This is a genomic window from Aquimarina sp. AD1 (assembly GCF_003443695.1).
Classification (GTDB): Bacteria; Bacteroidota; Bacteroidia; order Flavobacteriales; family Flavobacteriaceae; genus Aquimarina; species Aquimarina latercula.
The window spans coordinates 700,199-725,401 of the sequence record NZ_CP031966.1 but is presented as its reverse complement, the minus strand read 5'-3'; the positions used below and the strand labels follow the sequence as shown (position 1 = coordinate 725,401).

At 30.9% G+C, this 25,203-nt stretch carries 25 protein-coding genes; 13 read left to right on the top strand and 12 right to left on the bottom strand.

The features are described 5' to 3' along the window. Window positions 1-24: 24 nt before the first annotated feature. Window positions 25-1,350 (bottom strand): serine hydrolase, encoded by a 1,326-nt coding sequence (locus tag D1815_RS03415; RefSeq protein ID WP_118385912.1) that lies wholly within the window; start codon window positions 1,348-1,350, stop codon window positions 25-27. A gap of 151 nt (window positions 1,351-1,501) precedes the next feature. Further along, window positions 1,502-1,918, bottom strand: a complete 417-nt coding sequence (locus tag D1815_RS03410; protein ID WP_118385911.1) for a MotA/TolQ/ExbB proton channel family protein — start codon at window positions 1,916-1,918, stop codon at window positions 1,502-1,504. Between the two features lie 218 nt (window positions 1,919-2,136). Here D1815_RS03410 and D1815_RS03405 point away from each other — a divergent pair, with 218 nt between their 5' ends. Both D1815_RS03405 and D1815_RS03400 read left to right on the top strand, forming a co-directional pair. Then, on the top strand, window positions 2,137-3,213 hold the full coding sequence (locus tag D1815_RS03405; RefSeq protein ID WP_118385910.1) for a sensor histidine kinase: 1,077 nt from the start codon (window positions 2,137-2,139) through the stop codon (window positions 3,211-3,213). Continuing rightward, window positions 3,203-3,913: a LytTR family DNA-binding domain-containing protein gene (locus D1815_RS03400; protein ID WP_027393637.1), complete on the top strand. Its 711-nt coding sequence runs from the start codon at window positions 3,203-3,205 to the stop codon at window positions 3,911-3,913. Before D1815_RS03405 ends, D1815_RS03400 begins: the two co-directional genes overlap by 11 nt. A gap of 57 nt (window positions 3,914-3,970) precedes the next feature. Here D1815_RS03400 and lpdA read toward each other — a convergent pair whose 3' ends face one another. Next, the gene (lpdA, locus tag D1815_RS03395) at window positions 3,971-5,377 is read right to left on the bottom strand and encodes a dihydrolipoyl dehydrogenase (protein ID WP_118385909.1); all 1,407 of its coding nucleotides are present in this window, start codon (window positions 5,375-5,377) and stop codon (window positions 3,971-3,973) included. Between the two features lie 217 nt (window positions 5,378-5,594). Here lpdA and D1815_RS03390 point away from each other — a divergent pair, with 217 nt between their 5' ends. After that, on the top strand, window positions 5,595-7,160 hold the full coding sequence (locus D1815_RS03390; protein ID WP_118385908.1) for a hypothetical protein: 1,566 nt from the start codon (window positions 5,595-5,597) through the stop codon (window positions 7,158-7,160). 68 nt (window positions 7,161-7,228) lie between these two features. Here D1815_RS03390 and D1815_RS03385 read toward each other — a convergent pair whose 3' ends face one another. Beyond that, complete coding sequence (locus tag D1815_RS03385) at window positions 7,229-8,146, bottom strand: leucine-rich repeat domain-containing protein (protein ID WP_118385907.1); 918 nt, start codon at window positions 8,144-8,146, stop codon at window positions 7,229-7,231. 115 nt (window positions 8,147-8,261) lie between these two features. On the opposite strand from D1815_RS03385, the gene D1815_RS03380 reads away from it, so the two are divergent. The 5 genes from D1815_RS03380 to D1815_RS03360 are packed head-to-tail and all read left to right on the top strand — an operon-like array spanning window position 8,262 to window position 11,687. Then, window positions 8,262-8,798, top strand: a complete 537-nt coding sequence (locus tag D1815_RS03380; protein ID WP_118385906.1) for a GNAT family N-acetyltransferase — start codon at window positions 8,262-8,264, stop codon at window positions 8,796-8,798. A gap of 11 nt (window positions 8,799-8,809) precedes the next feature. After that, window positions 8,810-9,967, top strand: a complete 1,158-nt coding sequence (locus D1815_RS03375) for a serine hydrolase (protein WP_118385905.1) — start codon at window positions 8,810-8,812, stop codon at window positions 9,965-9,967. An 11-nt stretch (window positions 9,968-9,978) separates the two neighbouring features. Continuing rightward, window positions 9,979-10,515 (top strand): nuclear transport factor 2 family protein, encoded by a 537-nt coding sequence (locus D1815_RS03370; RefSeq protein WP_118385904.1) that lies wholly within the window; start codon window positions 9,979-9,981, stop codon window positions 10,513-10,515. 46 nt (window positions 10,516-10,561) lie between these two features. Further along, the gene (gene lspA, locus D1815_RS03365) at window positions 10,562-11,080 is read left to right on the top strand and encodes a signal peptidase II (protein ID WP_118385903.1); all 519 of its coding nucleotides are present in this window, start codon (window positions 10,562-10,564) and stop codon (window positions 11,078-11,080) included. Window position 11,081: 1 nt separating this feature from the next. Then, complete coding sequence (locus D1815_RS03360) at window positions 11,082-11,687, top strand: carboxymuconolactone decarboxylase family protein (protein ID WP_027393630.1); 606 nt, start codon at window positions 11,082-11,084, stop codon at window positions 11,685-11,687. An 82-nt stretch (window positions 11,688-11,769) separates the two neighbouring features. Here the strand turns inward: D1815_RS03360 and D1815_RS03355 are convergent, their stop codons facing one another. From D1815_RS03355 to glyA, 6 genes are all read right to left on the bottom strand, one after another. After that, window positions 11,770-12,702: a hypothetical protein gene (locus D1815_RS03355; protein ID WP_118385902.1), complete on the bottom strand. Its 933-nt coding sequence runs from the start codon at window positions 12,700-12,702 to the stop codon at window positions 11,770-11,772. Between the two features lie 194 nt (window positions 12,703-12,896). Further along, window positions 12,897-13,553 (bottom strand): hypothetical protein, encoded by a 657-nt coding sequence (locus D1815_RS03350; protein WP_118385901.1) that lies wholly within the window; start codon window positions 13,551-13,553, stop codon window positions 12,897-12,899. A gap of 194 nt (window positions 13,554-13,747) precedes the next feature. After that, window positions 13,748-14,581, bottom strand: coding sequence for a LytTR family DNA-binding domain-containing protein (locus tag D1815_RS03345; protein WP_051336164.1), 834 nt, complete (start codon window positions 14,579-14,581; stop codon window positions 13,748-13,750). A gap of 199 nt (window positions 14,582-14,780) precedes the next feature. After that, window positions 14,781-15,413, bottom strand: a complete 633-nt coding sequence (locus tag D1815_RS03340) for a DUF6602 domain-containing protein (RefSeq protein WP_155839700.1) — start codon at window positions 15,411-15,413, stop codon at window positions 14,781-14,783. A gap of 222 nt (window positions 15,414-15,635) precedes the next feature. Beyond that, window positions 15,636-18,884, bottom strand: coding sequence for a sialidase family protein (locus D1815_RS03335; RefSeq protein WP_233557639.1), 3,249 nt, complete (start codon window positions 18,882-18,884; stop codon window positions 15,636-15,638). 236 nt (window positions 18,885-19,120) lie between these two features. Beyond that, on the bottom strand, window positions 19,121-20,395 hold the full coding sequence (gene glyA / locus D1815_RS03330) for a serine hydroxymethyltransferase (protein ID WP_118385900.1): 1,275 nt from the start codon (window positions 20,393-20,395) through the stop codon (window positions 19,121-19,123). 204 nt (window positions 20,396-20,599) lie between these two features. On the opposite strand from glyA, the gene fahA reads away from it, so the two are divergent. The 5 genes from fahA to D1815_RS03305 all read left to right on the top strand — a co-directional run bounded on the left by fahA (window position 20,600) and on the right by D1815_RS03305 (window position 24,615). Then, window positions 20,600-21,880, top strand: a complete 1,281-nt coding sequence (gene fahA, locus D1815_RS03325; protein WP_027393625.1) for a fumarylacetoacetase — start codon at window positions 20,600-20,602, stop codon at window positions 21,878-21,880. Window positions 21,881-21,982: 102 nt separating this feature from the next. Then, window positions 21,983-23,170: a hypothetical protein gene (locus tag D1815_RS03320; RefSeq protein WP_118385899.1), complete on the top strand. Its 1,188-nt coding sequence runs from the start codon at window positions 21,983-21,985 to the stop codon at window positions 23,168-23,170. 19 nt (window positions 23,171-23,189) lie between these two features. Further along, window positions 23,190-23,789: a Crp/Fnr family transcriptional regulator gene (locus D1815_RS03315; RefSeq protein ID WP_027393623.1), complete on the top strand. Its 600-nt coding sequence runs from the start codon at window positions 23,190-23,192 to the stop codon at window positions 23,787-23,789. 82 nt (window positions 23,790-23,871) lie between these two features. Next, entirely contained in the window at window positions 23,872-24,156 is a 285-nt protein-coding gene (locus tag D1815_RS03310) for a hypothetical protein (RefSeq protein ID WP_118385898.1), read from the top strand. A 12-nt stretch (window positions 24,157-24,168) separates the two neighbouring features. After that, entirely contained in the window at window positions 24,169-24,615 is a 447-nt protein-coding gene (locus tag D1815_RS03305) for a group III truncated hemoglobin (protein WP_118385897.1), read from the top strand. Here D1815_RS03305 and ytxJ read toward each other — a convergent pair. Then, on the bottom strand, window positions 24,612-25,007 hold the full coding sequence (gene ytxJ, locus D1815_RS03300; protein ID WP_027393621.1) for a bacillithiol system redox-active protein YtxJ: 396 nt from the start codon (window positions 25,005-25,007) through the stop codon (window positions 24,612-24,614). The two genes, D1815_RS03305 and ytxJ, sit on opposite strands and share 4 nt — an antisense overlap. Next, entirely contained in the window at window positions 24,991-25,164 is a 174-nt protein-coding gene (locus D1815_RS23540; protein ID WP_155839699.1) for a hypothetical protein, read from the bottom strand. The genes ytxJ and D1815_RS23540 overlap by 17 nt, the downstream gene beginning before the upstream one ends. Window positions 25,165-25,203: the final 39 nt, after the last annotated feature.

Here is a 25,203-nt window from a genome sequence, read left to right as displayed (position 1 = left end):
AAACAGAGGTTTTTTTAATATTATTTATTTTCTTTTAAAAGATACTTTATTTCCATTTAACTCTAATACCATTGTACTTTCATCTGTATTAAAGTTAATAGTCGCTCCTGCTCTATCTGATTTAAATCCATTCTTCTGATATCCAACTAATGGAAATGTAGGACCATCTTTAGCACTGGCAATCAACGTTGTATTTTCTTTTGTAAAAGTAATTTGAAAAGGGAAGGACTTGCTAATATAAACCCCTAAAAAAACATCCAATTCTTCTGTAGCAAACTCTAATGGTGCATTAAACACTGGAAGTTTATAATCCTGATCATAATAGCTTTTTAATACATTTACAATACAATTATTTGGTGACATTACTACTCCATTACCTATATAAGAAACCACTATTTTTTCCTCTGGCAGGTACATTGTAAGGGATTGGAAACCATCAATACCTCCATTATGACCATAGGCTTGTTTTCCAAAAAAGGTCTCTCCTCCTAGACCGATTCCCATTCCTGTAGATGTATCCATCATAATTTCTAAAGAGGCATTTGATACTAGTTTCCCAGAAAATAAACTATTGTAAAAAATATTAACCTCTGTTGGTGTAGATACTATTGCTCCAGCTCCTATCGGCACGCTCATATCTGTATGTTTTTCTATTTTAACCCACTTATTATCATTCTTAACATAAGAAAGAGCTTCATTGTTACTTGTATCAATATTTTTTCCATAAGCAGTTCTTTTTAGACCTAAAGGGTGTATTATTCTCGACTGCAAAATTTCTGAATATGTTTTACCTTCAATTTCTTCGGCGATGTACGAGAGTAACAAATAATTCGTGTTAGAATATGCTGTCTTTTCTCCAGGTTCAAAACTCCCTTCTTTTTTCAACAATCTATCTATCATCTGTTTTCTAGTATTAGGTACAATCATCCATTTCATAAAATCTTCATCCTCTGTTAGATTAAATAAACCGCTACGATGACGCAACATGTGTCCAATTGTTATTTTATCAGCATTAGAAACTTTTGGGAAATAATCACTTAATAAGGTTTCTAACTTCAACTTATTTTCTTCTATTAACTGCATAATTATTGTTGCTGTAAAAGTTTTAGTAATAGATCCTATTCTATATATTGTCTCCGAATTTGCTTTTATTTTATGTTCTAGGTCAATATATCCTATCGAAGTATTATAAACTTCTATTCCTTCTTTGTAGATAGAAACACTTCCCATTCCTTTATCATTAGCATCCAATAATTCAAAAAAACTGTCTAATGTAGATTTATTAAATGTTTGTGCCTGTATGGTCACAATGTTTATCAAAAGAACTGTTATTATTACTTTTCTAATCATATCTATCTTATTTATTTGTTTGAAAAATAACACACGTTAATACCTGATCAAAAAACATTTTGATCTATAATAACATCATGTTTATTAAGTGTTTTTGATATTGATAACCTAGTGAGGTTATACTATTTTTGGTAGGTAAGGTTACTGTTATTTATTCGGATTCTTTGCTAATCCAAGTAAATACTATTGAAGCAGCTCTGGAAATTACAAATACACAAAAGCCAAAAATTGGAGGAAGTGCGGATACTTTTAAACCTCCTGCAAAAACATCAGTAGATATTTCGCTAATTGCCTCCATTTTGTCAAACATCCCCACAATACCGATAAGTTGTCCAAGCATTCCCCATACTACAGAAAAAAGACCAATCGAATTTAGTAATTGAATGTTCTTATTAAGTCCTACGTGATTTTTACGAATAGAAATTACTGCTTTAACAATTAAAAAAAACACTAGTAATAACATGATTAGAATAGGGAACATAAAAAACATTCCTCCTTCTTCTAAACGTTGGAAAAACTGAAAAAAAAGAATTGGATTTTGTGATTGAATAATGGTCAATGATATCATAGTGTATATTTTTTTTTAAATTAAACATACTCAAAACTAGTATCTAAATTCTCTGAAATATTTTTTTTGCGCTTGTTTACCAAATTTGTTGTGTTTTTAACATAATCAATACTTACTAGAGAAATATCCTTTTCTATTATGTTATAACGGTCATTAAAATGGTTATTCGTCCAAAAATACATTATGAAAAGTAAAAAATACTGATATTGTACTCCAATATGATCTCTAAAGATACAATTCTTAAAAAAATTGCTTCCATATTACTACACGCTATTTTTTGGGTAGTAGTGTTGTTTTCTTACACCTATTTTTTTGGCTACAATACTAATGATATCAGTTATGTTTTCTCCTTTTCTTTATTTCTAATGCCAGTAACAATAGGAACTACATACGCCGTAACAGACATCTTAATACCTAAATATTTAATTAATGAAAAATATATTTTATTTATAATTTATTGTATTTATACAATAATCATTTCTACCTTTTTTATAGTAATTTCCTTTTTTTATGGATTGATTTTTTTATCATCACTAAAATATGAAGGAATGGCACCTATGACCAGAAGTCCTTTTTTCTTATTTATTGCGGTCTATTTTGTTGTTTTTATAGCAAGTGCATTAAATCTAGCACAACATAATTATAAGTCCAGAACAGCTAATCAAGAACTTAAAAACAGAATTCTAGAAGCACAACTAAAATTAAAGGAGCAAGAATTGAATTATCTGAAGATGCAGATACATCCTCACTTCTTATTTAACACCTTAAATACCTTGTACGGATTTGCGCTAGAGAAATCCGATGACACTCCAGAAATGATATTAAAATTATCTAATTTATTAGACTATTTATTGTATCAATCTGACAAGCCTTTGGTTTCATTACAAGAAGAAATAAATCATATTGAAGACTATGTAGCCTTAGAGAAAATGCGATTTAGTGATGTTCTAGACATTTCTTTACAAGTTGAAAATATAAAAAACACTATACAAATAGCTCCAATGCTATTAATCCCATTTGTAGAAAACAGTTTTAAGCACGGTCAAATTGTAGATCAAAAATTATCTATCTATATCCATTTAAAATATATCGATAATGAAATTCATTTTTTAATAAAAAATTCTATTCACTCTTTTACAGAAAAAAGTAAAAAAGGAATTGGGTTAAATAATATAAAAAAACGATTATCATTAGTATATCGGGATAATCATGAACTTACCGTTTTAGAAAATCAGAACTGGTATACTGTACAATTAATATTAAAAAACTTAAAAGCACCTACTAATGAGTTCTAAAATATCATGCATCATAGTAGATGATGAACCTACTGCTCGAGATATTATTGCAAGTCATATAGCAAAAATCGATCGTTTAGAAGTTGTTGCCATATGCAATAGCGCTTTAGAAGCATTTAATCACATTAATTCGAAACAAGTAGATCTTATTTTTTTGGATATTAATATGCCTGAAATATCCGGAATTTCATTTGCCAAATCTATCAATAAAGAAATTAAGATTATTTTTACTACTGCTTATAGAGAATATGCCATAGAAGGTTTTGATTTACACGCAGTAGATTATTTACTAAAACCAATTTCTTTCGAACGATTATTAAATGCAGTAAATAATTATTTTGAAACTCATCATAAAGTATCCTCCACAAAAACTCAAGAAACAGTAGTAAACGATTTCATTTTTGTAAGATCGGACCGAAGAATGAAAAAAATAGATTTCTCAGAGATTATTTATATAGAAAGTTATAATGATTATCTAAAAATTCATTGCGATAATGCAACTATTGTTACCAGAGAAACTATTAGTAACATAGAGGCTAAACTGCCCGTAAAACAATTCATGCGAACCCACAGATCATTTATTATTTCCATTAAAAAAATAGATTCTTTCTCTAATGAAGAATTAGTTCTTAATAACAAATCAATTCCTATTAGTAGAAATTATAAAACTGAAGTTCTAAATAGATTAGAGAACATATAAAAAAATCCCACTTCTAATTAAAAGTGGGATGATATATAAGATTTAAAAAAGTTCTTTTTAAACGTGTAATGGTCTATTATCTGTTGCAGCTAATGCTGCTTCTTTAATAGCTTCTGTAAAGGTAGGATGTGCATGAGACATTCTACTAATATCTTCTGCAGATGCTCTAAACTCCATAGCAGTAACAGCTTCGGCAATTAGATCAGCACAACGTGCACCAACCATATGAACTCCTAATACCTCATCTGTATTCTCGTCTGCAAGAATTTTCACAAACCCATCTAAATCGGCGCTTGCTCTTGATCTACCTAATGCTCTAAACGGAAATTGTCCAGATTTATACTTAATTCCAGCTTCTTTAAGTTCTTCTTCAGTTTTACCAACTGCAGCAACCTCTGGCCAAGTATATACTACTCCTGGAATCAGGTTATAATCAATATGTGGTTTTTGTCCAGCTAATATTTCTGCAACAAAAACTCCTTCTTCTTCTGCCTTATGAGCTAACATTGCTCCTTTTATTACATCACCAATGGCATAGATATTACTTACAGAAGTCTGTAAATGATCATTTACTTCTACCTGTCCTCTATCCGTTAACTTTACTCCTGCAGCTTCAGTATTTAATCCATCGGTATATGGTTTTCTACCAACAGATACCAAACAATAATCACCTTTAAACTCTACAGGATTTCCTTTTTTATCATCAGCAGTAATCGTTACTTGTTTTGCTGTAGCCTTTACTCCAGTAACCTTATGCGATGTATAAAACTTCACTCCTTGTTTTTTCATTACCTTTTGTAGTTCTCTGGATAATGCTTTATCCATTCCAGGGATAATTCTATCCATATATTCTACAACAGAAACCTCAGCTCCTAAACGACGATATACTTGTCCTAGCTCCAATCCGATTACACCTCCACCGATAATAACCATATGTTTAGGTACTTCTTTAAGCTTTAAAGCCTCTGTAGAAGTGATCACTCGTTTCTTATCTAACTTGATAAAAGGTAAAGAAGATGGTTTAGAACCAGTAGCTATGATTATATTCTTAGCTTCAATTGTTTCTACAGAATTATCAGATTTCGTAATATTTACGTGTGTAGCGTCCTTAAAAGATCCAACACCTTCATACCTATCAATCTTATTTTTTTTCATTAAGAAATCAACTCCACCTGTGGTTTGATCAACTACAGCTTGCTTACGAGCAATCATTTTTTCAAGATTGATCTTTACATCACCCGGAATTTCAATTCCATGATCAGCAAAGTGCTTTACCGCATGCTCATAATGATGAGAAGAATCTAGTAATGCTTTACTAGGAATACACCCTACATTAAGGCAAGTCCCACCAAGTGTTGAATATTTTTCGATTATTGCAGTTTTCATTCCCAGTTGTGCGCAACGGATAGCTGCAACATACCCACCAGGTCCAGAGCCAATTACGGCTACATCATATGTACTCATAAGAGATTTTTACGTTGGCATATTAAATTCGAATAACAAATGTACAAATGTTTTGCTTCTTACAGAAGCGAAGATCTTGTCAAATTTTTATTAAAAAAGCAATATTAGTAGTGATTAAAAAGTTATACATTTAGTCCATTGATAAACTTATTAGAAATTAGTAATTTCTCTGAGTAGGTTTGTCAATCAAATTTTAATAAAAAACAGCTATTAAATAATGCGCTACTTATCATCTCTTTTTCTTCTTGCTATAATAGTTTTGTGGAGTTCTTGTCGTAAAGATTTTGAATCTGGACCAAGTACTGGAAATCTACAATTCTCTACAGATACTCTATTTCTAGATACTATTTTTACTAATATTGGATCTAGTACATATAGTTTTAAAGTATATAATAGAACTAATGATGATTTTACGATTCCTAGTATTGCTTTAGAACGTGGAGAAACTTCCAATTATAGATTAAATGTAGATGGAATTCCTGGTAAGTCTTTTGAAGACATTCAGGTTTTAGCTAAAGACAGTATTTTTGTTTTTGTAGAAACCACAACAGATATAGCACAACAGACAGGGGATTTAGAGTTTATATATACAGATCGTATTCTTTTTGACCCTAATGGAAGTCAGCAAGACGTAGATCTAGTTACTTTAGTTAAAGACGCTGTATTTCTATTTCCATCTAGAGATGAAAACGGTATTGTAGAGACATTGCTTTTAGGAGAAGATGATAATATGGAAGAAATAAGGATAGAAGGCTTTTTCCTAGAAGATGATCAATTAAATTTTACTAACGAAAAGCCTTATGTGATTTATGGTTTCGCAGCTATACCTCCAGATCGAACCTTAACTATTGATGCAGGAGCAAGAATACATTTTCATGATCAGTCTGGAATTATAGCAGCTAATAACTCAACGTTATTGGTAAATGGTGATGTGAGTAGTGATCTTGATTTATTAGAAAATGAAGTAATTTTCGAAAGTGATCGATTAGAGCCTGGTTTTAGTGATATTCCTGGTCAATGGGCATTTATCTGGCTTACCGCTGGAAGTACTGGGCATCTTATTAATCATGCAACTATAAAAAATGGTTCTGCAGGTATTATTATGGACTCTAATGATGGAGGAGCAGATCCGACACTTACTATCACTAATTCTCAGATTTACAATAATTCCGCGTATGGAATATTAGCACGAACTGCTAATATTTCGGGAGAGAACTTAGTCATCAATAACTCAGGAATAAATTCATTATACGCCTCTTTTGGGGGTACTTATAACTTTAATCACTGTACATTTGCTAACTATTGGAATACTAGTTTTAGGGATACTCCAGCAGTAGCATTTGATAATATATTTGTGGTCACAGATGAAAATGGAACTATAACGGAAATTCTTACAGAAAATCTTTTAGAAGCAAACTTTACTAATTGTATTATTTATGGCAATGAAAATATTGAATTAGGTATCACTAGAGCTGAAGGAACAATTTTTAATTACAACTTTACCAATTCTCTTATTCGTTTTGAAGATCCTACAGGACAATTCTTAGATAACCCGTTGTATGATTTCACAAACAATAGTTTATATGAAAATACTATTTTTAGTGAAAATCCTGACTTTAAAGATCCATTTGATAATCTATTAAATATTGGAGAAGACTCTGCTGCTAATGGGCAAGCTTCTACTCCTACTATGGGTACAGATATCTTAGGAACTATGCGTAGTGCTACCGCTCCGGATATTGGAGCCTATGAAAGTGTTATCTTTGAAATGAATGAGAATTAAACAATATTAAAAAACAAGCATCAAGAAAAAGAATAACATTAAGTGTTTTTGGAGATAATAGATATTCTTCAAAAAATAACTTTAGTATCTGATAATTCATTTTTGATACGTTCTTTTTCCGTTTGGGAAAAGTTATTTTTACTTAATTCTAAAACCTTAAGCGAAGAAAATCCCTTTAAATCTTTTGGCAAAAACTTCAAATTGTTATCTCTAAGTAATACCACTTTAACATTTGGACAGTCTTTTAAAAAAGTAACTAATTTTGAAATAGAAAGATTAGGATTATTGTCTAACATCAAACCTTCAAGACTGCTTAACGAATTTAATTTTTTAGGAATTACAGTAAGATCATTTTCAGATAATGCCAAAACTTTAAGCGAATTAATACCACTTAAAACACTGAATACTTGCTCTAAATCTAGATCAGGATTTTTTTTAAGATGCAATTCTGTAAGTTTATTTAAATGCATAAAATTGCCTGGGATATTCTTTAACTTATTTTCGCTTAAATATAGAAAGTCAAGATTTTTTAGCCCTATTAGAACTTCAGTAGCTTGCGCTATGTCTAAATCCGGATTATTAGCCAAATCAATTTCTCTAAGATTCGATAATTGAATCAAGAATTCAGGCAATTGTTCTAATTTATTTGCTCTTAAATTTAATACTGACAACTGATGTAATTGCCTAAATTCTATGGGTATCGTAGAAAGCTTATTACCTTTTAGGTTTAAGAGTTTTAACGTATTCAATCGTACAATCTGCTTTGGGGTTTGCGTTAGATTACAGTCAGTCAGATATAAGGATTGTATATGTTCTAATTTCTTTATTTTCGTAGAAAAATCCTCCAACTCATTGCAATCGAGATATAAAGAGGTTAGTTGACCTTCCGCACTAATAACTTCTGCAATAGATGTTTTTTTATCAACCTGCGCGAAACATATAATTCGAAATAGAAAGAAGCAAGTAACAAATTGTAATTTTCTCATTAATATATTCTTATTAAATATTTCTTTTCCATAACTGTTAATTATCAAATATAATATCTTTTATTCTCAATTATCGAAATTATATGTACCTTCTCATTCTTTATCTTTAGTGCCCATGAATTCATATTTATTTCAATCAGAGAGACTTGGTTTCCGAAACTGGGATGTTAGTGATGTAGATGTTTTTTTTAGTGAAATCAATAACGATGACGATGTCATGGAATTCTTCCCGTTTAAACCTACACGAGAACAAACAAAAGAATTTATTTTACGTATGCAACATATGTATAGTAAAATCGGTTTTTGTTATTTCGCAGTAGACTTATTAGAAACTAAAGAATTAATTGGTTTTATCGGTCTTAGCGAACAAATTTACATAAAAGAACTAGGAACTTTTGTTGATATTGGTTGGAGGCTTAAAAAATCAGTTTGGAGAAAAGGATATGCTACAGAAGGTGCAGTAGCTTGTTTACAATACGGTTTTAAGCATCTAGGGTTGAATACAATTTATTCGGTAGCTTCTGAGACAAATATAAACTCCATTGCTGTAATGAAGAAAATTGGAATGCAACAAATTAAAACATTTGATCATCCCAAATTAGTTAACTATCCTGATTTAGTATCTTGTGTTTTGTTTTCTGTAACTTCATAAATTATTCTATTATGTCTTCTAAAAACTACTCCTTATTTTTAGTTATTACTTTTCTAACAATTGTTTTTCAATCCTATGGACAAGAAGAATTATTAGATGATAATAGTATTAGTAAGGAATTAGATATTCTTTTCTCTAAGGAATTTCCTACTAACGAACCAGGTGCCGCTGTACTTTTAATAAAAGGAAAACGAAAAATATTTGAGAAAGCATATGGTATTTCCGATATAAAAACAAAGGAAAAAATTACTCCTAATACAGTATTTAATACAGGTTCTATTTCTAAAACATTTGTAGCTAATGGAATTTTGATACTTCAAGAAAGAGGATTATTATCTATTGATGACCCTATTCATAAATATTTTCCTGATTTCGTAAACCCTGAAATTGCAAAAAAAGTAACAATAAAACATTTACTATCACATACTTCAGGATTACCGGACCTAAGAAACGTTAGAGAAAATCCAGAATATTTCATTACCGCTAAAGACACAGCTAATTTTGAACCTATAAAGCAGGCAGATAACCTATTATTTGAACCAGGCGAAAAATTCAAGTATTCCAACCCATCATATAACGGATTAGCATTAATCATAGAAAAGGTAGCAAAACAAAAATGGCAACAATTTATAATTGATAATATCTTTATTCCTTCAGGAATGAATACCAGTAAGATTACGGATGGAGATCATCCAAAAACAGGAGTTGCTCATGCTTATAACAAAGACCAAAAAGGGGTTTACCAAGAATCTGATTATGGTGAAGTACCTACTTTTGCTGCATCTGGTAATGGTGGAATATGGAGTAATATTAATGAATTAGTTAATTATGAAAAAGCACTACAGAATCAAGTTTTTTTATCAGCAGAAACAGTGAAACAATCTAGAACCGTTTTTAATCCTCCAAATTGGAATGATACCACAACTCCTAATGTCGGTTATAGTTGGTTTTTAGGATTAAATGGAATTCTTAGATCTAATATCGATAAAGAAATTACCACTCCTATTGTTTCACATACTGGATCTCAAGGAGGCTTTAGGGCATTCTATATTTCATTTCCAGAAAAAGAAATTACTTATGTAATGTTAGCGAATCGTCCAGTAGATAATTTTAGTAATATTATAAAAGAAAGCTTCATACTATTCCTTAAATATGCTTTAATTGATTAAAAAATAAAGTTATGCCAAAAACGAAACACCTAATAACTTGTCTTACATTTCTATTCCTAACATTTTATTCCTATGGACAAGAAGAATTATTCCACCAAAAGATTAATCAAGATATGTATGGTAATTTTTCTGAAGCCTTTAAAAATTTAGATTATTCTTTATTTGCTTCTATTCATAGTAAGGAAATGATCAGAATATCTGGAAGTGGAGGAGAAATTAAAAAAGTGCAAGATTACCTAAATGGTTATAAAAAAAGATGGAAGAATCCAAAAACAACTGTTTCAATTATAAATTTTAGACTGTTAGAAAGGATAACTTCAGATACTTTAGTTTCTGATCGTGGAATATATAGAGCATCATATACCAATGACAAAAACGAAAAGAAATTTTTCTATGGAAAGTTTCATGTATTACTACGACTAGAAAATAATACTTGGAAGATACTAATCGATTATGACTCTGATGAAAAAGGTACTATAAACAAGCAATCCTACGATGCTGCTTTTTCTCTTTCAGATTATCAAAAATACTGGAAAATCAAGGATTGATATTTTCTTGTTGATACATGTAATAATTTATATCGTTATTTATAGTATGAAAAATATTACTCGAAAAATAAGAATCCTACTTATACTATCATTAGTAATGCTTAACATCGGTTGTGATCAAATTTCTAAAACCGTGGTAAGACAAACCATTGCTTCTGATCAAAAAATTGAAGTGTTTAAAGATAATTTTATTTTGACTAAAGTAGAAAACAGTGGCGCTGCCTATAGTCTTGGATCCGACTTAGCTCCTTTTTTAAAAGTCATTCTATTACAACTATTACCAATACTTGTTTTAGTTTTTTTATTGCGATTAATACTAATCAAGACTACCTATTCTAAAGAGACTATATTAGGCTTCACCTTCATTATTGGTGGTGGTATTGGTAATCTGTACGATCGCATTGTATATGGATCAGTTACCGATTTTATGATTATGGATTTGGGTATTATAAAAACTGAAATATTTAATATGGCAGATGTTTCTATAATGATAGGATCATTTATCATTATTATCGTATCCATTTTTAGTAAACAAAGTTCTTTTTTTAAAGAAGTAAACAATTAATATGAGTTGGATTAAAGAAATCTCATTCGAAAATGCTACTGGTCAGTTAAAACGAATATATGATCGGGTCAAAGGACCTAATAATAATATTGATAATGTACTATCAATACATAGTCTAAGACCTCATACACTAGTTGGACATATGGGATTATACAAAAATGTATTGCACAATGCCAATAATACCTTGCCAAAGTGGTATTTAGAAACACTAGGCGTATATGTAAGTAATTTAAATCAATGCGAGTACTGCGTAGAGCATCATGCTGCAGGTTTAAAACGTTTGTTAAAGGATAACGCTAAATACGATATGGTGATTGATTCTATTAAAAAGAACCAAATGGATCTTGTATTTAGTGATCAGTATTTAGAAGGAATACGATATGCTTACAAATTGACATTATCGCACAGCACTATAACCCAATCTGATATCGAAAATCTTAGGAATCATAAACTAACAGATGGAGAAATATTAGAAATTAATCAAGTAGTAAGTTATTTCAATTATGTAAATAGAACCGTAGTTGGGCTTGGAGTAAATACAACAGGAGATATCATTGGTTTATCTCCTAATGATAATGATGATCCAGAAAACTGGGGACATTCGTAAAAATATATAGCGTTTTGCAAGGTTCCGTTTAACTAGAAAAAATATTTTCCGTCTATCAACTAGATTTACCCTAATTATATATCTATTCGGTCTTTTTTACTAGTTTACTTGAGTTAGGTTCTTTACACCCGCATGGCAATTCGTCGCGATAATCGCAGTATAAGGTGATATACATTTTTTTATCCTTTTTGTGTTTGTTATAAAATTCTTTTAAATTAATAGAATACCTTTTTTCTCCATCAACCTTAAAATATATTTCGTGATGAAAAAGAATATCATTCAAAATTGTCACTTCAAAATCTAAAAAATGTTTCTCTTGATTAGTAATAAAATTATCTTCATAATAAGGCAAAAACAAATTTGTTAATTCAGATATTTGCCTGTTCAAAGAGCCAATCCCAGAAGCATTCCTAGCATCTTCATAAAGTTTTTTATCTAGCCAAGGAAAATCCTTACACGTTACCGTAAAAGGTACAACATCAACATTCCACAAATCAAAAGAAGCATCAAAAACAACAGGAATATATACTATTTTCACAAGTTTTAGAATATTATAATCTAGATATACCTGCTGTACCGGTTTCTCTCCTTCAAAAACAAATTGATCTGGTGTCACAATACCAATGTCGTATTCTGTGTTTTTTGTAGGTTTTCCATTTTCATCTCTATGAAAAACTGGTGGTGAAGCGATGTAATATTTAGAAACATAATAGGGTGCATTTGTTTTTTTATCTATTTGATACCCATAAGGTAAGTTCTTAAATACCTGATCCTTCTTGTTCCACTCTAAACCGCTTGGAGCATCACTCCAGTATTCAATATCTTCATTTGAAATAATAGTATTACATCCTAATAAGGTTACTCCTTGTTGTTTATATTTTTCTTGTGGTATAATTTCCGAAGCACCAACATTAAAATTTACATATGCTGTGGTTTTAGATGGAAGAGTATTCTGAGCAATGATCCTCGAAGAAAATAGTAATATCAATATCATATATAGATTTTGATAATTCATAAAGTCAGTTTTATATTTCACAAATTATGGTAATCAGTAGTTATATTTTTTTAGTGATATCCAAGGTAATAAACAGGTATATGAGAAGCTATGAGTGTTTATACGTGTTTTTCTAACAGGAAATTACAACATAGAGTTAAATGAAGTTATTTAGGCTATTAACATCTATTTCAGTTTACTATTTCATTATAATTTCATTGTTTAGGTAGTCTTCTTAACCCGTATTTATAAACATACGCCATAAATCCAATTATTATCAACATTCCCAGAGCAGATGGAATATACTGACTATGTGGTTGATATTTTTCGAATACTGTTCCGATAAACGCTGATAAAATCCCTGCAAAAGCGCTCGTCATTTTATAAATATGTTCATATACCCAAATTCGATGTTTCTTATATTTTTTCTTAGGAATTAGATATCGTAAGAAATCATAAGTAACGATAAATAATAATGCTCCTACTGTACTATAAATTATGATTGGAGACCAAATCATTCCAATTGACTTAAAATAATATAGAAAATAAGCCAAAACCAAAACACTAACTATGGCAACTATAACATCAATTATTTTAGGAGTATTTGACTTTAATAGCAATATTCTATATCCAGAAAAAGAAACATAGCCGCTTAATATCGTTACAACAAGTAAGAATGTGTTTCTCCCAAAAACGAAGACTCCAATCAAACCAGTAAAAATAACTATAGAAATAAATCCTAAAAAATACTTCCCACTTGTATTGTGCCTCTTACCTCCTTTGATCGTTACTAAAGCGATAATCCCCAGTAACAACGCTATTGAGCCTGCTACGACATGAAGCAGAATGTTTGACCTGTGTAATATATCCATATCTTAAACTTATTTAATTAGACTAATTCGTCTTCAATGTTAAACTGAGTCTAAACAACTAAAATATAAACAGTTGTAAAAGTTAAATATGGTGAATGGTCGAAATTATTGGTGAGTGATAGATAAAGTTGGGTGAACGATTTTAATAAAATTAATAATATCTCACCAAAGAGATTTTTTTTCTTTTAATCTTGTTATTCAATTTTAATTAACTTTCGAATTGTTGTCGAATATCCTTTGCTACTTATAATGGAAGCTAACTTACTCTCAAATATGATCATATACCGACCATTTAAATGAGGTTTTATTTTTCTAATATGACTTTCATTAACAATATATTTTCTATGCACTCTAGAAAAATTTTTACTTAATCTGTTTTCAAGAAAAAGTAACGAATAATCACAAAGCCTTTTTTCTCCTGTTGAGATATACACAAAAGAGTAATTATCAGAGGCTTCAAAATAAACCACATCCTCGATTGGAAATAAAAGAATATTATCTCCTTGTTTTACAGGAATACTAGTAATACAGTTTTCAGAATCTAAAAGTTCAGTTTCCTTGCTTTTCAAAGTATCTAAAGGCACTTGATTTTCAACAAAATTGGAACTTTTATTTTTTACTAAATTATTTTTAAAAAAACTAACACCTAAAACCAAAGAGATAATTCCATTATACAAATACATTTTACCTGAAGAAAAGAGTAGAAATTGTTGACTTTGAAAAACTAATGATCTGATAATATGTTCTATCTCTGTAGCTAAAACACCAATTAGAAAAAAAGTGATAAGTATAAATATATATAATTTACTTTTTGATTTAAAATAATGTTTAAGCCACGATTTATTCAATATGATAACTACTAATGTATATCCTACTATAAAACTTGTCGCTAAAGCCTGAATACTCCATTGAATCCAATTTAAATTACCATTCATGATATAATTAGCTGTCCCAATACCCAAACCGACAAATACAATGTGTAGTAAATATCTGTTCGCTTCTTTAAACTGAAATGGTACAATAATCATTATTAGATAATCTAGTTAGTGTTTATAATTAATTTATGTTAAATATTTATATAACTATCGTGTTTGGTTAAGCTTATCTTATATTTTTAAGTTCGTTAGGTTAGAACCAATCAAATAAGTTTAAATAGACAAAGTAAAAAAAATAAAACTTAGAGAAATTCTAAAAACTACATTAAGTTTAATTATCGTTAAGTAACTTTTATAAATGATCAACAGAAATTTTACTGTTGTTAATATTATTTGAATGCAATACTCTACAATCAATTATATAATTTATAAGCTCAAATATTCCTTTAAGATTAATTATCAATTCATCACCTTTTTTTTCAATTAAATATATACAGTTTTCATTTTTAATTAATTCTGTTAATTTATTCTCTCCACTAGGTTTATTCTTTTCTACAACACATATAATACCTAAGGGTTTTCCACAGTGGCTTGGTTTTATTTTATTGAGCTTGGTAAGTTTTTTTTTAAGATCGTCTAATCCTTTATCATAATCCGTTTTTTTTATTTCAATAATACTAAAAACACTATTTTTAGGTACTAGGGCAAAATCGTATATTTTAAATATTGGAGGTAATGGATTTGAAGAATATATAATAATGTCTAATTGAGGTAATTTATCCTTTTGAAAAGATTCAGGAGAAATAATTCCACCTGTACATAATTTTAAGGGTAATATTGATTTTTCAATGAATTCCATAACAACTTTTTCAGTGTACTGTCCAATTAAGGCAGTGTTTTTGGTAAATTTCATTATAGAATCAACTGAACGAAGGGATTGACCTAAATTTTCAGCATATTCTTCAAAATATTCCTTAGTCATCATAATTTTAACAATAGTATTACAAATGTAATATTACGGATATTTAACCTATATATCTAACCTTATCCATTGGTCATTGTATAATTAGTTTCTTATTAATGGGTAATTCTTCTATCAAAAACCCCCTAAATTGAAAAAATAAAGGGGGATATTCTTATTTAAAAATTTAATTACATCAACAAAATGGAAATAAGTCCAAGTTTTTGAAATGTAAGCAACTATTACTTAATTCTTAATTAATCCTTGGCCTTCTATCCAAGGTGCACCAGCAATTTTTAACTCATTCTCAAGCGCTGGTAACGTAGAATCTATAATGGGTTGTAATTTAGCTTTCACTTTCTTTAACTGACTCTGCACTGTTTTCAAGAAAGTCTTATGTTCTTCTGTTGGACCATATGTATTACCTAAAAATCTTCCTAACGAACCTCCATTACTAGCCGTAGGATTAGATCGTTCTCCAATTTGATCCTTTATTTTATCACCGTTAAGTTCTTTATCAATGTCTAGTAAAGCTATTTTAGTTTCATTTAATCTCTTATACAAATCATCAGATGAAGTAGTTGCTTTGTTGAAAGCTCTTAACATAGCAGCAACTGTTTGTTGGCTCCTTGATAATGAGATATTGGTTGCGGTTAAATCCTGTTGGAATGCAAAGGTAGCTTCTCTAAACTTATCCATTTCTTCATATGGTTGTCTAGGTAATGCCCCTTCAAACAAAGGAGTTACATTAAATGATTCCGGACCTTGTAATACGGTAGTGACACCATCAATTCGCTTTAATAATGTCACCGTATAATTTCCTGGTGTAACCATAATTCCTCCTCTACGAAATCCACCACGAGTATTTCGTGGTGCTCTCAAACGTTCTCCATTTTTACGAGGATAGGTTAAATTCCAGTTAACACGATTAAAACCTTTTTTGTTCGTGCCTTTTACAGTATTTACTATCTTTCCATTTTCATCTTTGATAACCAATTGCAATAAAGGACCATCCTGTCTTTCTTCATCTTCAAGAGCTTTCCATCCAGGAAATTTAGCATTTCCTTTTTTTTCTTTTTGTTTTCTTATCTCTTTTTTAGACTTGATTTTAGCTGGCATATAATACGTAAAATTAGCCCCAAAGGGTGGATTTTTAGCAATCCATTCTGCATCTCCTTGACTGCCAACTCTACTTGCTTGTCGATACCAATCTACTTTCTTAACAGGGAATAAAGTAGCTTCTGTAGTATTCATACTTTTATTAAAATTACGTAATGGCGTAATGTCATCCAAAATAAATATTCCTCTACCAAATGAACCTGCTACCAAATCGTTTTCGCGTCTTTGGATTGTGATATCTCTAATTGGAATTGTTGGCATCCCTCCTTCTAATTTAGTCCAATTAACACCGCCATTAGAAGTAAAGTAAACTCCGAACTCAGTCGCAGCAAACAATAAATCTTTCTTAACATGATCCTGAACTAATCGCCAAATCAGTAATTTATTTGGCAAGTTCCCATTAATTAATGTCCAAGTTTTTCCTTTATCACTACTTTTTATAATATAAGGTTTATAGTCACCATATTTATGATTATCCAACGCAGCATAAACTACATTAGCATCAAAAAGGTCTGCCCGTACATCATTAACAAAAGGAGTCGTAGGTAATCCTTTAATTGTATTTAGTGTAATTTTTCTCCAAGAAGCACCTCCATCTTCTGTTACCTGAATTAAACCATCATCTGTACCTGCATACAACAATCCTTCTTGTTTTGGAGATTCTGCTAATGAGGTAATTGTATTATAATTAGACATTGCATAAACATCCCAGGCATTATCCCAACTCTGTGGTTTATCATAATACGGAAAAGTAACACGTTCTTGATTCAGCGTTAAATCTTTGGATATAGGTTCCCAACCATCTCCTCTATTTTCTGATTTCCAGACACGTTGAGAAGCAAAATAAAGTCTTTTGGGATTATGTGTACTTACTACGATAGGAGCATCCCAATTAAAACGTTCAAATGGATCACCTTCTCTCGCTTGAGGTTGAATAAAGACAGTCTCTCTTGTTTTACTATCTATTCGCCACAGAGCACCCTGTTGGAATTCTCCATACGTTATATCTGGATTTCCAGGTTCCGTAGCAGTCTGCGCCCCATCTGCCCCTAATGTTTTCCACCAATCTGCACTTGCGATACCATTAGAAATAATAGTTCTAGATGGTCCTCCATGAGATCCATTGTCCTGAGTACCTCCATAAACATTATAGAAAGGTAGAGCATCATCTACCGCTATTTTAAAATATTGCGTAATTGGTAAATTTCTAACATATTTCCAACTTTTGGTATGATCAAAACTTTCATATAAACCACCATCAGTTCCGATTAATAAATAATTAGGGTCAGATTTTTTAAAAACCAAAGCATGACTATCACTATGCTGATTAGATCTAGGCATATTCGTGAATGTTTTCCCGTGATCTGTTGAAATCAAAGCACTATTATTCATCATAAAAAGTGTTCCTTCCTGATGAGGAGATGCAATTAATTCTTGATAATAATGAGGTCCAGTACCTCCAGAAACAGCATCTGATTGTTTACGCCAAGTTGTACCTCCATTAGCAGACATATATACACCTCCTTTTCTTCTATCTAATTCGATAGCTGCATAAATAACTTCAGCATTAAATGGAGACATTGCTAATCCTATTTTACCAAGATTTGATTTAGGAATTCCATTCTTGAGTGGTTGCCAAGTTTCTCCTCCATCGGTACTTTTATGAAGCCCCGATCCAGGACCACCTCCTAAATAACCAGCGACTGTTCTATGTCTTTGCCAAGTTGCTGCATACAAAACATCTGGATTATTTTGATCTATAAGCATATCGGTAGCACCAACCCATTCTTGATCTCCAAGTGTACGTTTCCAAGTTTTTCCACCATCACTTGTTTTAAAAACACCTCGATCACCACCCTTACTCCAAAGTGGACCTTGGGAAGCAACCCATATAATATCAGAATTTTCAGGATGAATAATGATCTTAGAAATATGTTCAGAGTTTTCTAAACCCATATTTTTCCATGTTTTACCGTCATTATGACTTACATAAATACCATCACCAAAACCAACATGACGTCCACCAACGTTTTCTCCGGTACCAACCCAGATCGTATTAGGATTATTAGCATCAATAGTGACACATCCTATAGAGTATACCTTTTGTTTATCAAATAAAGGAGTCCAAGTTGTTCCAGAGTTTGAAGTTTTCCATACACCTCCTGATCCTACAGCTACGTACCATATGTTTTCATTTTCTGGATGAATAGCTATATCTGCTATTCTTCCTGAGGTCATTGCTGGACCAATATTTCTAAATGCTAATCCACTAAATGGATTTTTGGATTTCTCCTTAAGTTTTTCTTGAGAATGTACATTAAAAGTTATGCTAAATGTTACTACAAAAAGCATAATGAATTTGAAAAAAAGATTCATTTGTGTGAGTTATTTTGGTTTTATTAGTTGAATAAAATATGCTGCTGAAAAGAAGCGGATCTGAAATTACAAAATAAGTATTAAGGATCTCTTGGACACCTTAAAATTTAAGAATACTTTCACTTCCTATAGTATATGTCTGTTCCTGCAGGAAGAAGAAACTTAAAATCACTCTTACAAAAAAATGCGTGACATCTAGCCACGCATTTTAAAAATACATCTTTTTAAGAATTATATTATACCACAAATAATGGTTTATCAGCCATCATTGCATTTACATCATTTGCTATATTGTGCAATTCTTCTTCGTTCTCTACATTATTTATAACTCTATCAATCAATTCTACGATTGCCAGCATATCATCTTCCTTTAATCCACGTGTAGTAACAGCAGCAACACCAATACGGATACCAGAAGTTACAAATGGTGATTTATCATCAAATGGAACCATATTCTTGTTCACAGTAATCTCTGCAACTCCTAATGCTTCTTCTGCTTGTTTTCCTGTTACATTCTTATTTCTAAGATCAATCAACATCATGTGATTATCAGTACCATCAGAAATTACTTGATATCCTTTCTTAACAAATGCTTCTGCCATTGTAGCAGCATTTTTCTTTACCTGGATAATATAATGTAAAAACTCATCCGTCAATGCTTCTCCAAAAGCAATTGCCTTAGCAGCAATAATATGCTCTAAAGGACCTCCTTGATTTCCTGGGAATACTGCACTATTTAATAAAGAAGACATCATTCTCTTCTTACCACTTTTTAAGGTCAATCCAAATGGGTTTTCAAAATCTTTACCCATTAATATCAATCCTCCTCTTGGTCCTCTTAATGTTTTATGTGTAGTAGTTGTCACAACATGACAGTGAGGTATAGGATCTGCAATTACTCCTTTTGCAATCATACCCGCTGGATGTGCTATATCTGCTAATAGAATTGCACCTACACTATCTGCAATCTCTCTAAATCTTTTATAATCAATCTCTCTAGAGTATGCAGAAGCTCCCGCGATAATTAACTGAGGTTGCTCTGCAGTAGCAATTTCCTGAATTTTATCATAGTTTAATCTTCCTGTCTCCTTCTCTACTCCGTAAAAAACAGGATTGTATAATTTACCAGAAAAGTTTACAGGAGATCCATGAGTAAGATGTCCTCCATGAGAAAGATCAAATCCTAGTATTTTATCTCCAGGTTTTAAACAAGCGTGATACACTGCTGTATTTGCCTGTGATCCAGAATGTGGTTGTACATTTGCATATTCGGCTCCGAACAATTCCTTCGCACGATCGATTGCAATTTGTTCTACTACATCTACTACGGAACATCCTCCATAATATCGTTTTCCAGGGTACCCTTCTGCGTATTTGTTTGTTAATACCGAACCGGCAGCCTCCATAACTTGTTCACTTACAAAATTCTCTGAAGCAATCAATTCTAATCCATTAATCTGACGCTCTTTTTCGTCCTGTATTAAATCAAAAATTTGTTCGTCGCGTTGCATGTTTATTCTTTTATAAAATAGATGCCCAAAAATAGGAACATTCCTTAAAATAAGTTAATGGAATATTAATAAATATGAACATTTTCTTCACAATTAGAAATATCACATTTTTTAATTAACTTTCACATAAATAACATATCTAAAACATTCTAAAATTATATATTTGATCATAAGAAGTACCAACAACTTATTAAAAAAACGACAATGCCCATAACTGCAAATAACCCAAATAGAAAAACCTGGATAAAAACTCCAACGAATACGGATTTTCCTATTCAAAACATACCTTTTGGAGTCTTTCTTACCAGAGATGATGTAATAACTATAGGAACCAGAATCGGAGACACTGCTATTGATCTTGGCGCTCTTCATCAACTTGGTTATTTTGATGAAATTCCATTGACCGATGACATATTTTTACAGGATTCTCTAAACGATTTCATCTCCGATGGAAAAAAAACTTGGAGATTAGTTCGTAATAGAATAGCTGAAATTTTTGATGCTGAAAATGATGCATTAAAAACAAATAAAGAACATTGTAAAATTGTACTTTTTACTTTAGATGAAATAGAAATGCAACTGCCGGTCACTGTAGGTGACTATACAGATTTCTATAGTAGTATTGAACACGCTACTAATGTAGGCACAATGTTTAGAGACCCTGATAATGCTTTACTTCCTAATTGGTTACATATACCTGTTGGATATCACGGTCGTAGTAGTTCTATTATTCCTTCAGGAATTCCGGTACACCGACCACAAGGTCAAAAATTAATCAACGGAACAGAAAAACCAATTTTTGGGCCATCCAGATTAGTTGATTTCGAATTAGAAATGGCGTTTATTACTACAGATGCTAATCATCTTGGAGAACCCATTCCGATTGAAGAAGCTGAAGATTATATTTTTGGTTTAGTTTTATTTAATGACTGGAGTGCTAGAGATATTCAAAAATGGGAATATGTTCCTTTAGGTCCTTTCTTAGCTAAAAACTTTGCTTCGTCTATATCACCTTGGATCGTAACCTTAGATGCTTTAGAACCATATCGTGTTGCAGGACCAAAACCTCTTAAAGAACAACTTCCTTATTTACAATATAAAGGAGATAAAAGTTTTGACATTAATCTAGAAGTTGCGATACAGCCAGAAAAAGCTAAAGAAACAATTGTTTCTAAAAGTAATTTTAAACATATGTATTGGAATATGTCTCAGCAATTAGCACATCACACGATAAACGGATGTCCTGTTAACTCCGGAGATATGATGGGTAGTGGTACAATATCAGGTCCTACTTCAGATTCTTATGGTTCTATGCTCGAGTTAAGCTGGAGAGGAGAAAAACCTGTACAACTAAAAGAAGGTGGTAGCCGTAAGTTTATCGAAGATAATGACACCGTTATTATGAGAGGACATTGCGAAAAAGATGGTGTCCGAATTGGGTTTGGCGAGGTATCTACAAAACTGCTTCCTGTATTCAAGAAATAGAAAAAACTATCATTAGATAAAAGACCTCAAAATTTACTTTGAGGTTTTTTTATTACCTTTTGGCATCAAAATTGAATAGGTGTCCCCCAAACGTATTACATTATGAAAAGAATTCTACTTTTATTTTTAGTTACAGTTTTTACATTTTCTTGCGGAGTTAAGAAAGGTGCTTTTGAAAACCTTGACTCTGGTAATTATGATCAGGCAATTAATACTTCTATAAAAAAACTGAGAGGAAATAAAAATAAAAAAGGAAGACAAGACTACGTTATTATACTAGAAGAAGCATTCGTAAGAGCTGTTGATCGTGATATAAATGCTATTACTTTTCTTGAAAAAGAAGGAAATCCAGCTAATCTAGAAAAAATTTATAATTGTTATAATACATTAAAAAATAGACAAGAAAGAATTCGTCCATTATTACCTCTTTATCACGTAGAACAAGGACGTAACGCTAATTTTACTTTTGATAATTATGATCAAAGAATTTTAGATACTAAAGAAAAATTATCTACCTATTTATATGATAGTGCGAAATCATTGTTATCTAAAGCAAGAAGAAAATCAGACTATCGTAATGTTTATAATGATTTAATATATCTAAATAAGATAAGCCCAAATTATAAAAACACAAATGATTTAATAGAAGAAGCGCACTATAAAGGAACTGATTTTGTTAAAGTAGCTATGAAAAACAACACCAATGTTATTATACCTAGAAGACTAGAAGATGACTTATTAAATTTTAGTACCTACGGATTAAATGACCTTTGGACAGTGTATCATAATGAACCGCAAAATTCTATTCAATATGATTATTTAATGGAAGTTTCTTTTAGAGAAATAAACATTTCACCTGAGCAAATTAGGGAAAGACAATTAGAAAAAGAAAAATTGATAAAAGATGGATGGGAATATCTTTTAGACGAAAATGATGAATTTGTGCGTGATGAAGAAGGTAATAAAATCAAAGTTGACAAAATGGTTACTGTACGATGTGAATACTACGAATTCATACAGTTTAAAGAAGCGCAAGTAGCTGGTAATGTTCAATATAAAAATTTAAAAACAAAACAACTACTAGATGCTTTCCCACTATCTAGCACCTATGTTTTTGAACATGTGTACGCCAATTATAATGGAGATAAGAGAGCTCTAGATGATGATTTAATTCGTTATTTAGGATTACAAGCAGTTCAATTTCCTACCAATGAACAGATGGTTTATGACTCTGGACAGGACCTAAAGAATAAGTTAAAAGGTATTATCACAAGGTATCGTTTTAATTGATCTAAAATAATTATAGCGAATGATATCAAAGGACATCTTACTAGAAGCTGGAGCCACCTTAAAAGAATATATCCGTGGTGAACAGCTTTTTAAAGAAGGTGATAATGCGCGTTATTATTTTCAAGTATTCTCCGGAGAAATCAAAATGAATAATTATAATGATGATGGTAAAGAATACATACAAGGTATTTTTGATACAGGGAAAAGTTTTGGAGAACCTCCATTATTTGCAGATTTCAGCTACCCAGCGAATGCAGAAGCTATTTCAGATGCAAAAGTATGGCTATTGCCGAAAGATACATTTCTTAAAGTTTTAGAAAACAATCCATCTATTCATCATAAATTTACGAGCACACTTGCTTTACGTCTTTATTATAAGGCTATGATGGTGTCCGAAATTTCAACCCAAGAACCGGAACACAGAATTCTAAGAATTTTAGACCATTTCAAAAAAAATAATCAGGATGGTTCTACAAACTCTTCTCTTTACAAAATAGAGCTCACTAGACAACAATTGGCAGATTTAACTGGCCTAAGAGTTGAAACTGTGATTAGAGCTGTTAAAAAATTAGAACAAAAAGAAGAATTGGTAATCATAGAACGAAAAATATATCGATAATCTTCTTCCCTTTATGATTGAGATCATAAATTGGAGCTCCTTTCCTGAAATAACTTTACACATAACTTTAAAACAATACGTTATGTATTCCAAATTATTAAAAGATTTCAGAGAAATGTATATGGCCTATATACCATTAATGATCATTTTATCTAGCTGTTTAGGATCTGTAGCTGCGATGTATATCTTAATGCAAGAACGATCCTCAATGCAAGTAATTGAATTAACCATCTGTGTTATTATTTGCATGACATTTAATGCATCTATTCTTGCTCAAATGAAACCAAAAGTCGTTTTTAATTTACTAATCGCTAGTCTAACAATCAATACACTTTTAGTACTACTAAACTTTGGGTATTATTCTTAATAAGATAATATTATGAAACAAATAGAAAAAAGAGATATTGAAACCAGAGAAGATATTTTTAACCTAGTATCACAGTTCTATGATAAAATAAGAAAGGAAAATATATTAGGCCCAATTTTTAATCAAGTAATAAGTAATTGGGATGAACACCTTAATATATTAACTGATTTCTGGGAAACTAATCTATTATTTGTAGCCAAATATAAAGGAAATCCTATCCGAGTGCATCAAAAAGTTGATGCAACTTTTCATGGGAATATAACAGAAAAACATTTTGGTATCTGGTTAAATTTATGGTTTGCAACAATTGATGAATTGTATTACGGAGAAAAGGCCCAAACTGCTAAAAGAAGAGCAAGGAAAATGTCGACACACCTGTATATAAAAATGTATGAATCCAGAATATTACAAAAAACTAAATGTCCTTTTCTTAACGAAAAGAACAACGGCATTTCTTAAACAAATTGATGTAAAACTTGTGGTGTAATAGCACTATGCGAAGCATGGTGTACTGTTATTCCATTACGAATTATTATGAATTGAGGAGATTCATGAAATACCTGAAACTTAGCCGAAATCTCTGAAGATATATCTCTGTGATTTAATAAATCTAAATAATATAAATCAACCTCATTTTCGGAAAGATCAAAACTACTTTCAAAATTTTTAATAACCATTCTACTAATTCCACATCTAGTAGAATGCTTAAAAATCGCTTGTGTTTTAGTCACAGAGGCTTTAGCAATCGTATCTAACTGCTCTAATGATTTCAACTCTTGCCAAGGTAGTGCTTGCTTTTCTTCTTTAGGTTCTTTGTCCTCTGATCCAAATATTTTACCAAATAATCCCATACATTTCTTTTCTTAATACAGCTACAAACTTAATTAAATGATTTCTATTTAATTGATAATTATGCTTTTTTGTCGAAACAGAATCAGTAACTTTACAATAAGTCAAAAAGTCAGCAAAAACAATAGTTTTAAAGACATTTTGACATCTTTTTTTCATCGGAATACTATTTGATCCTACTGAATCAAAATAAAAAGA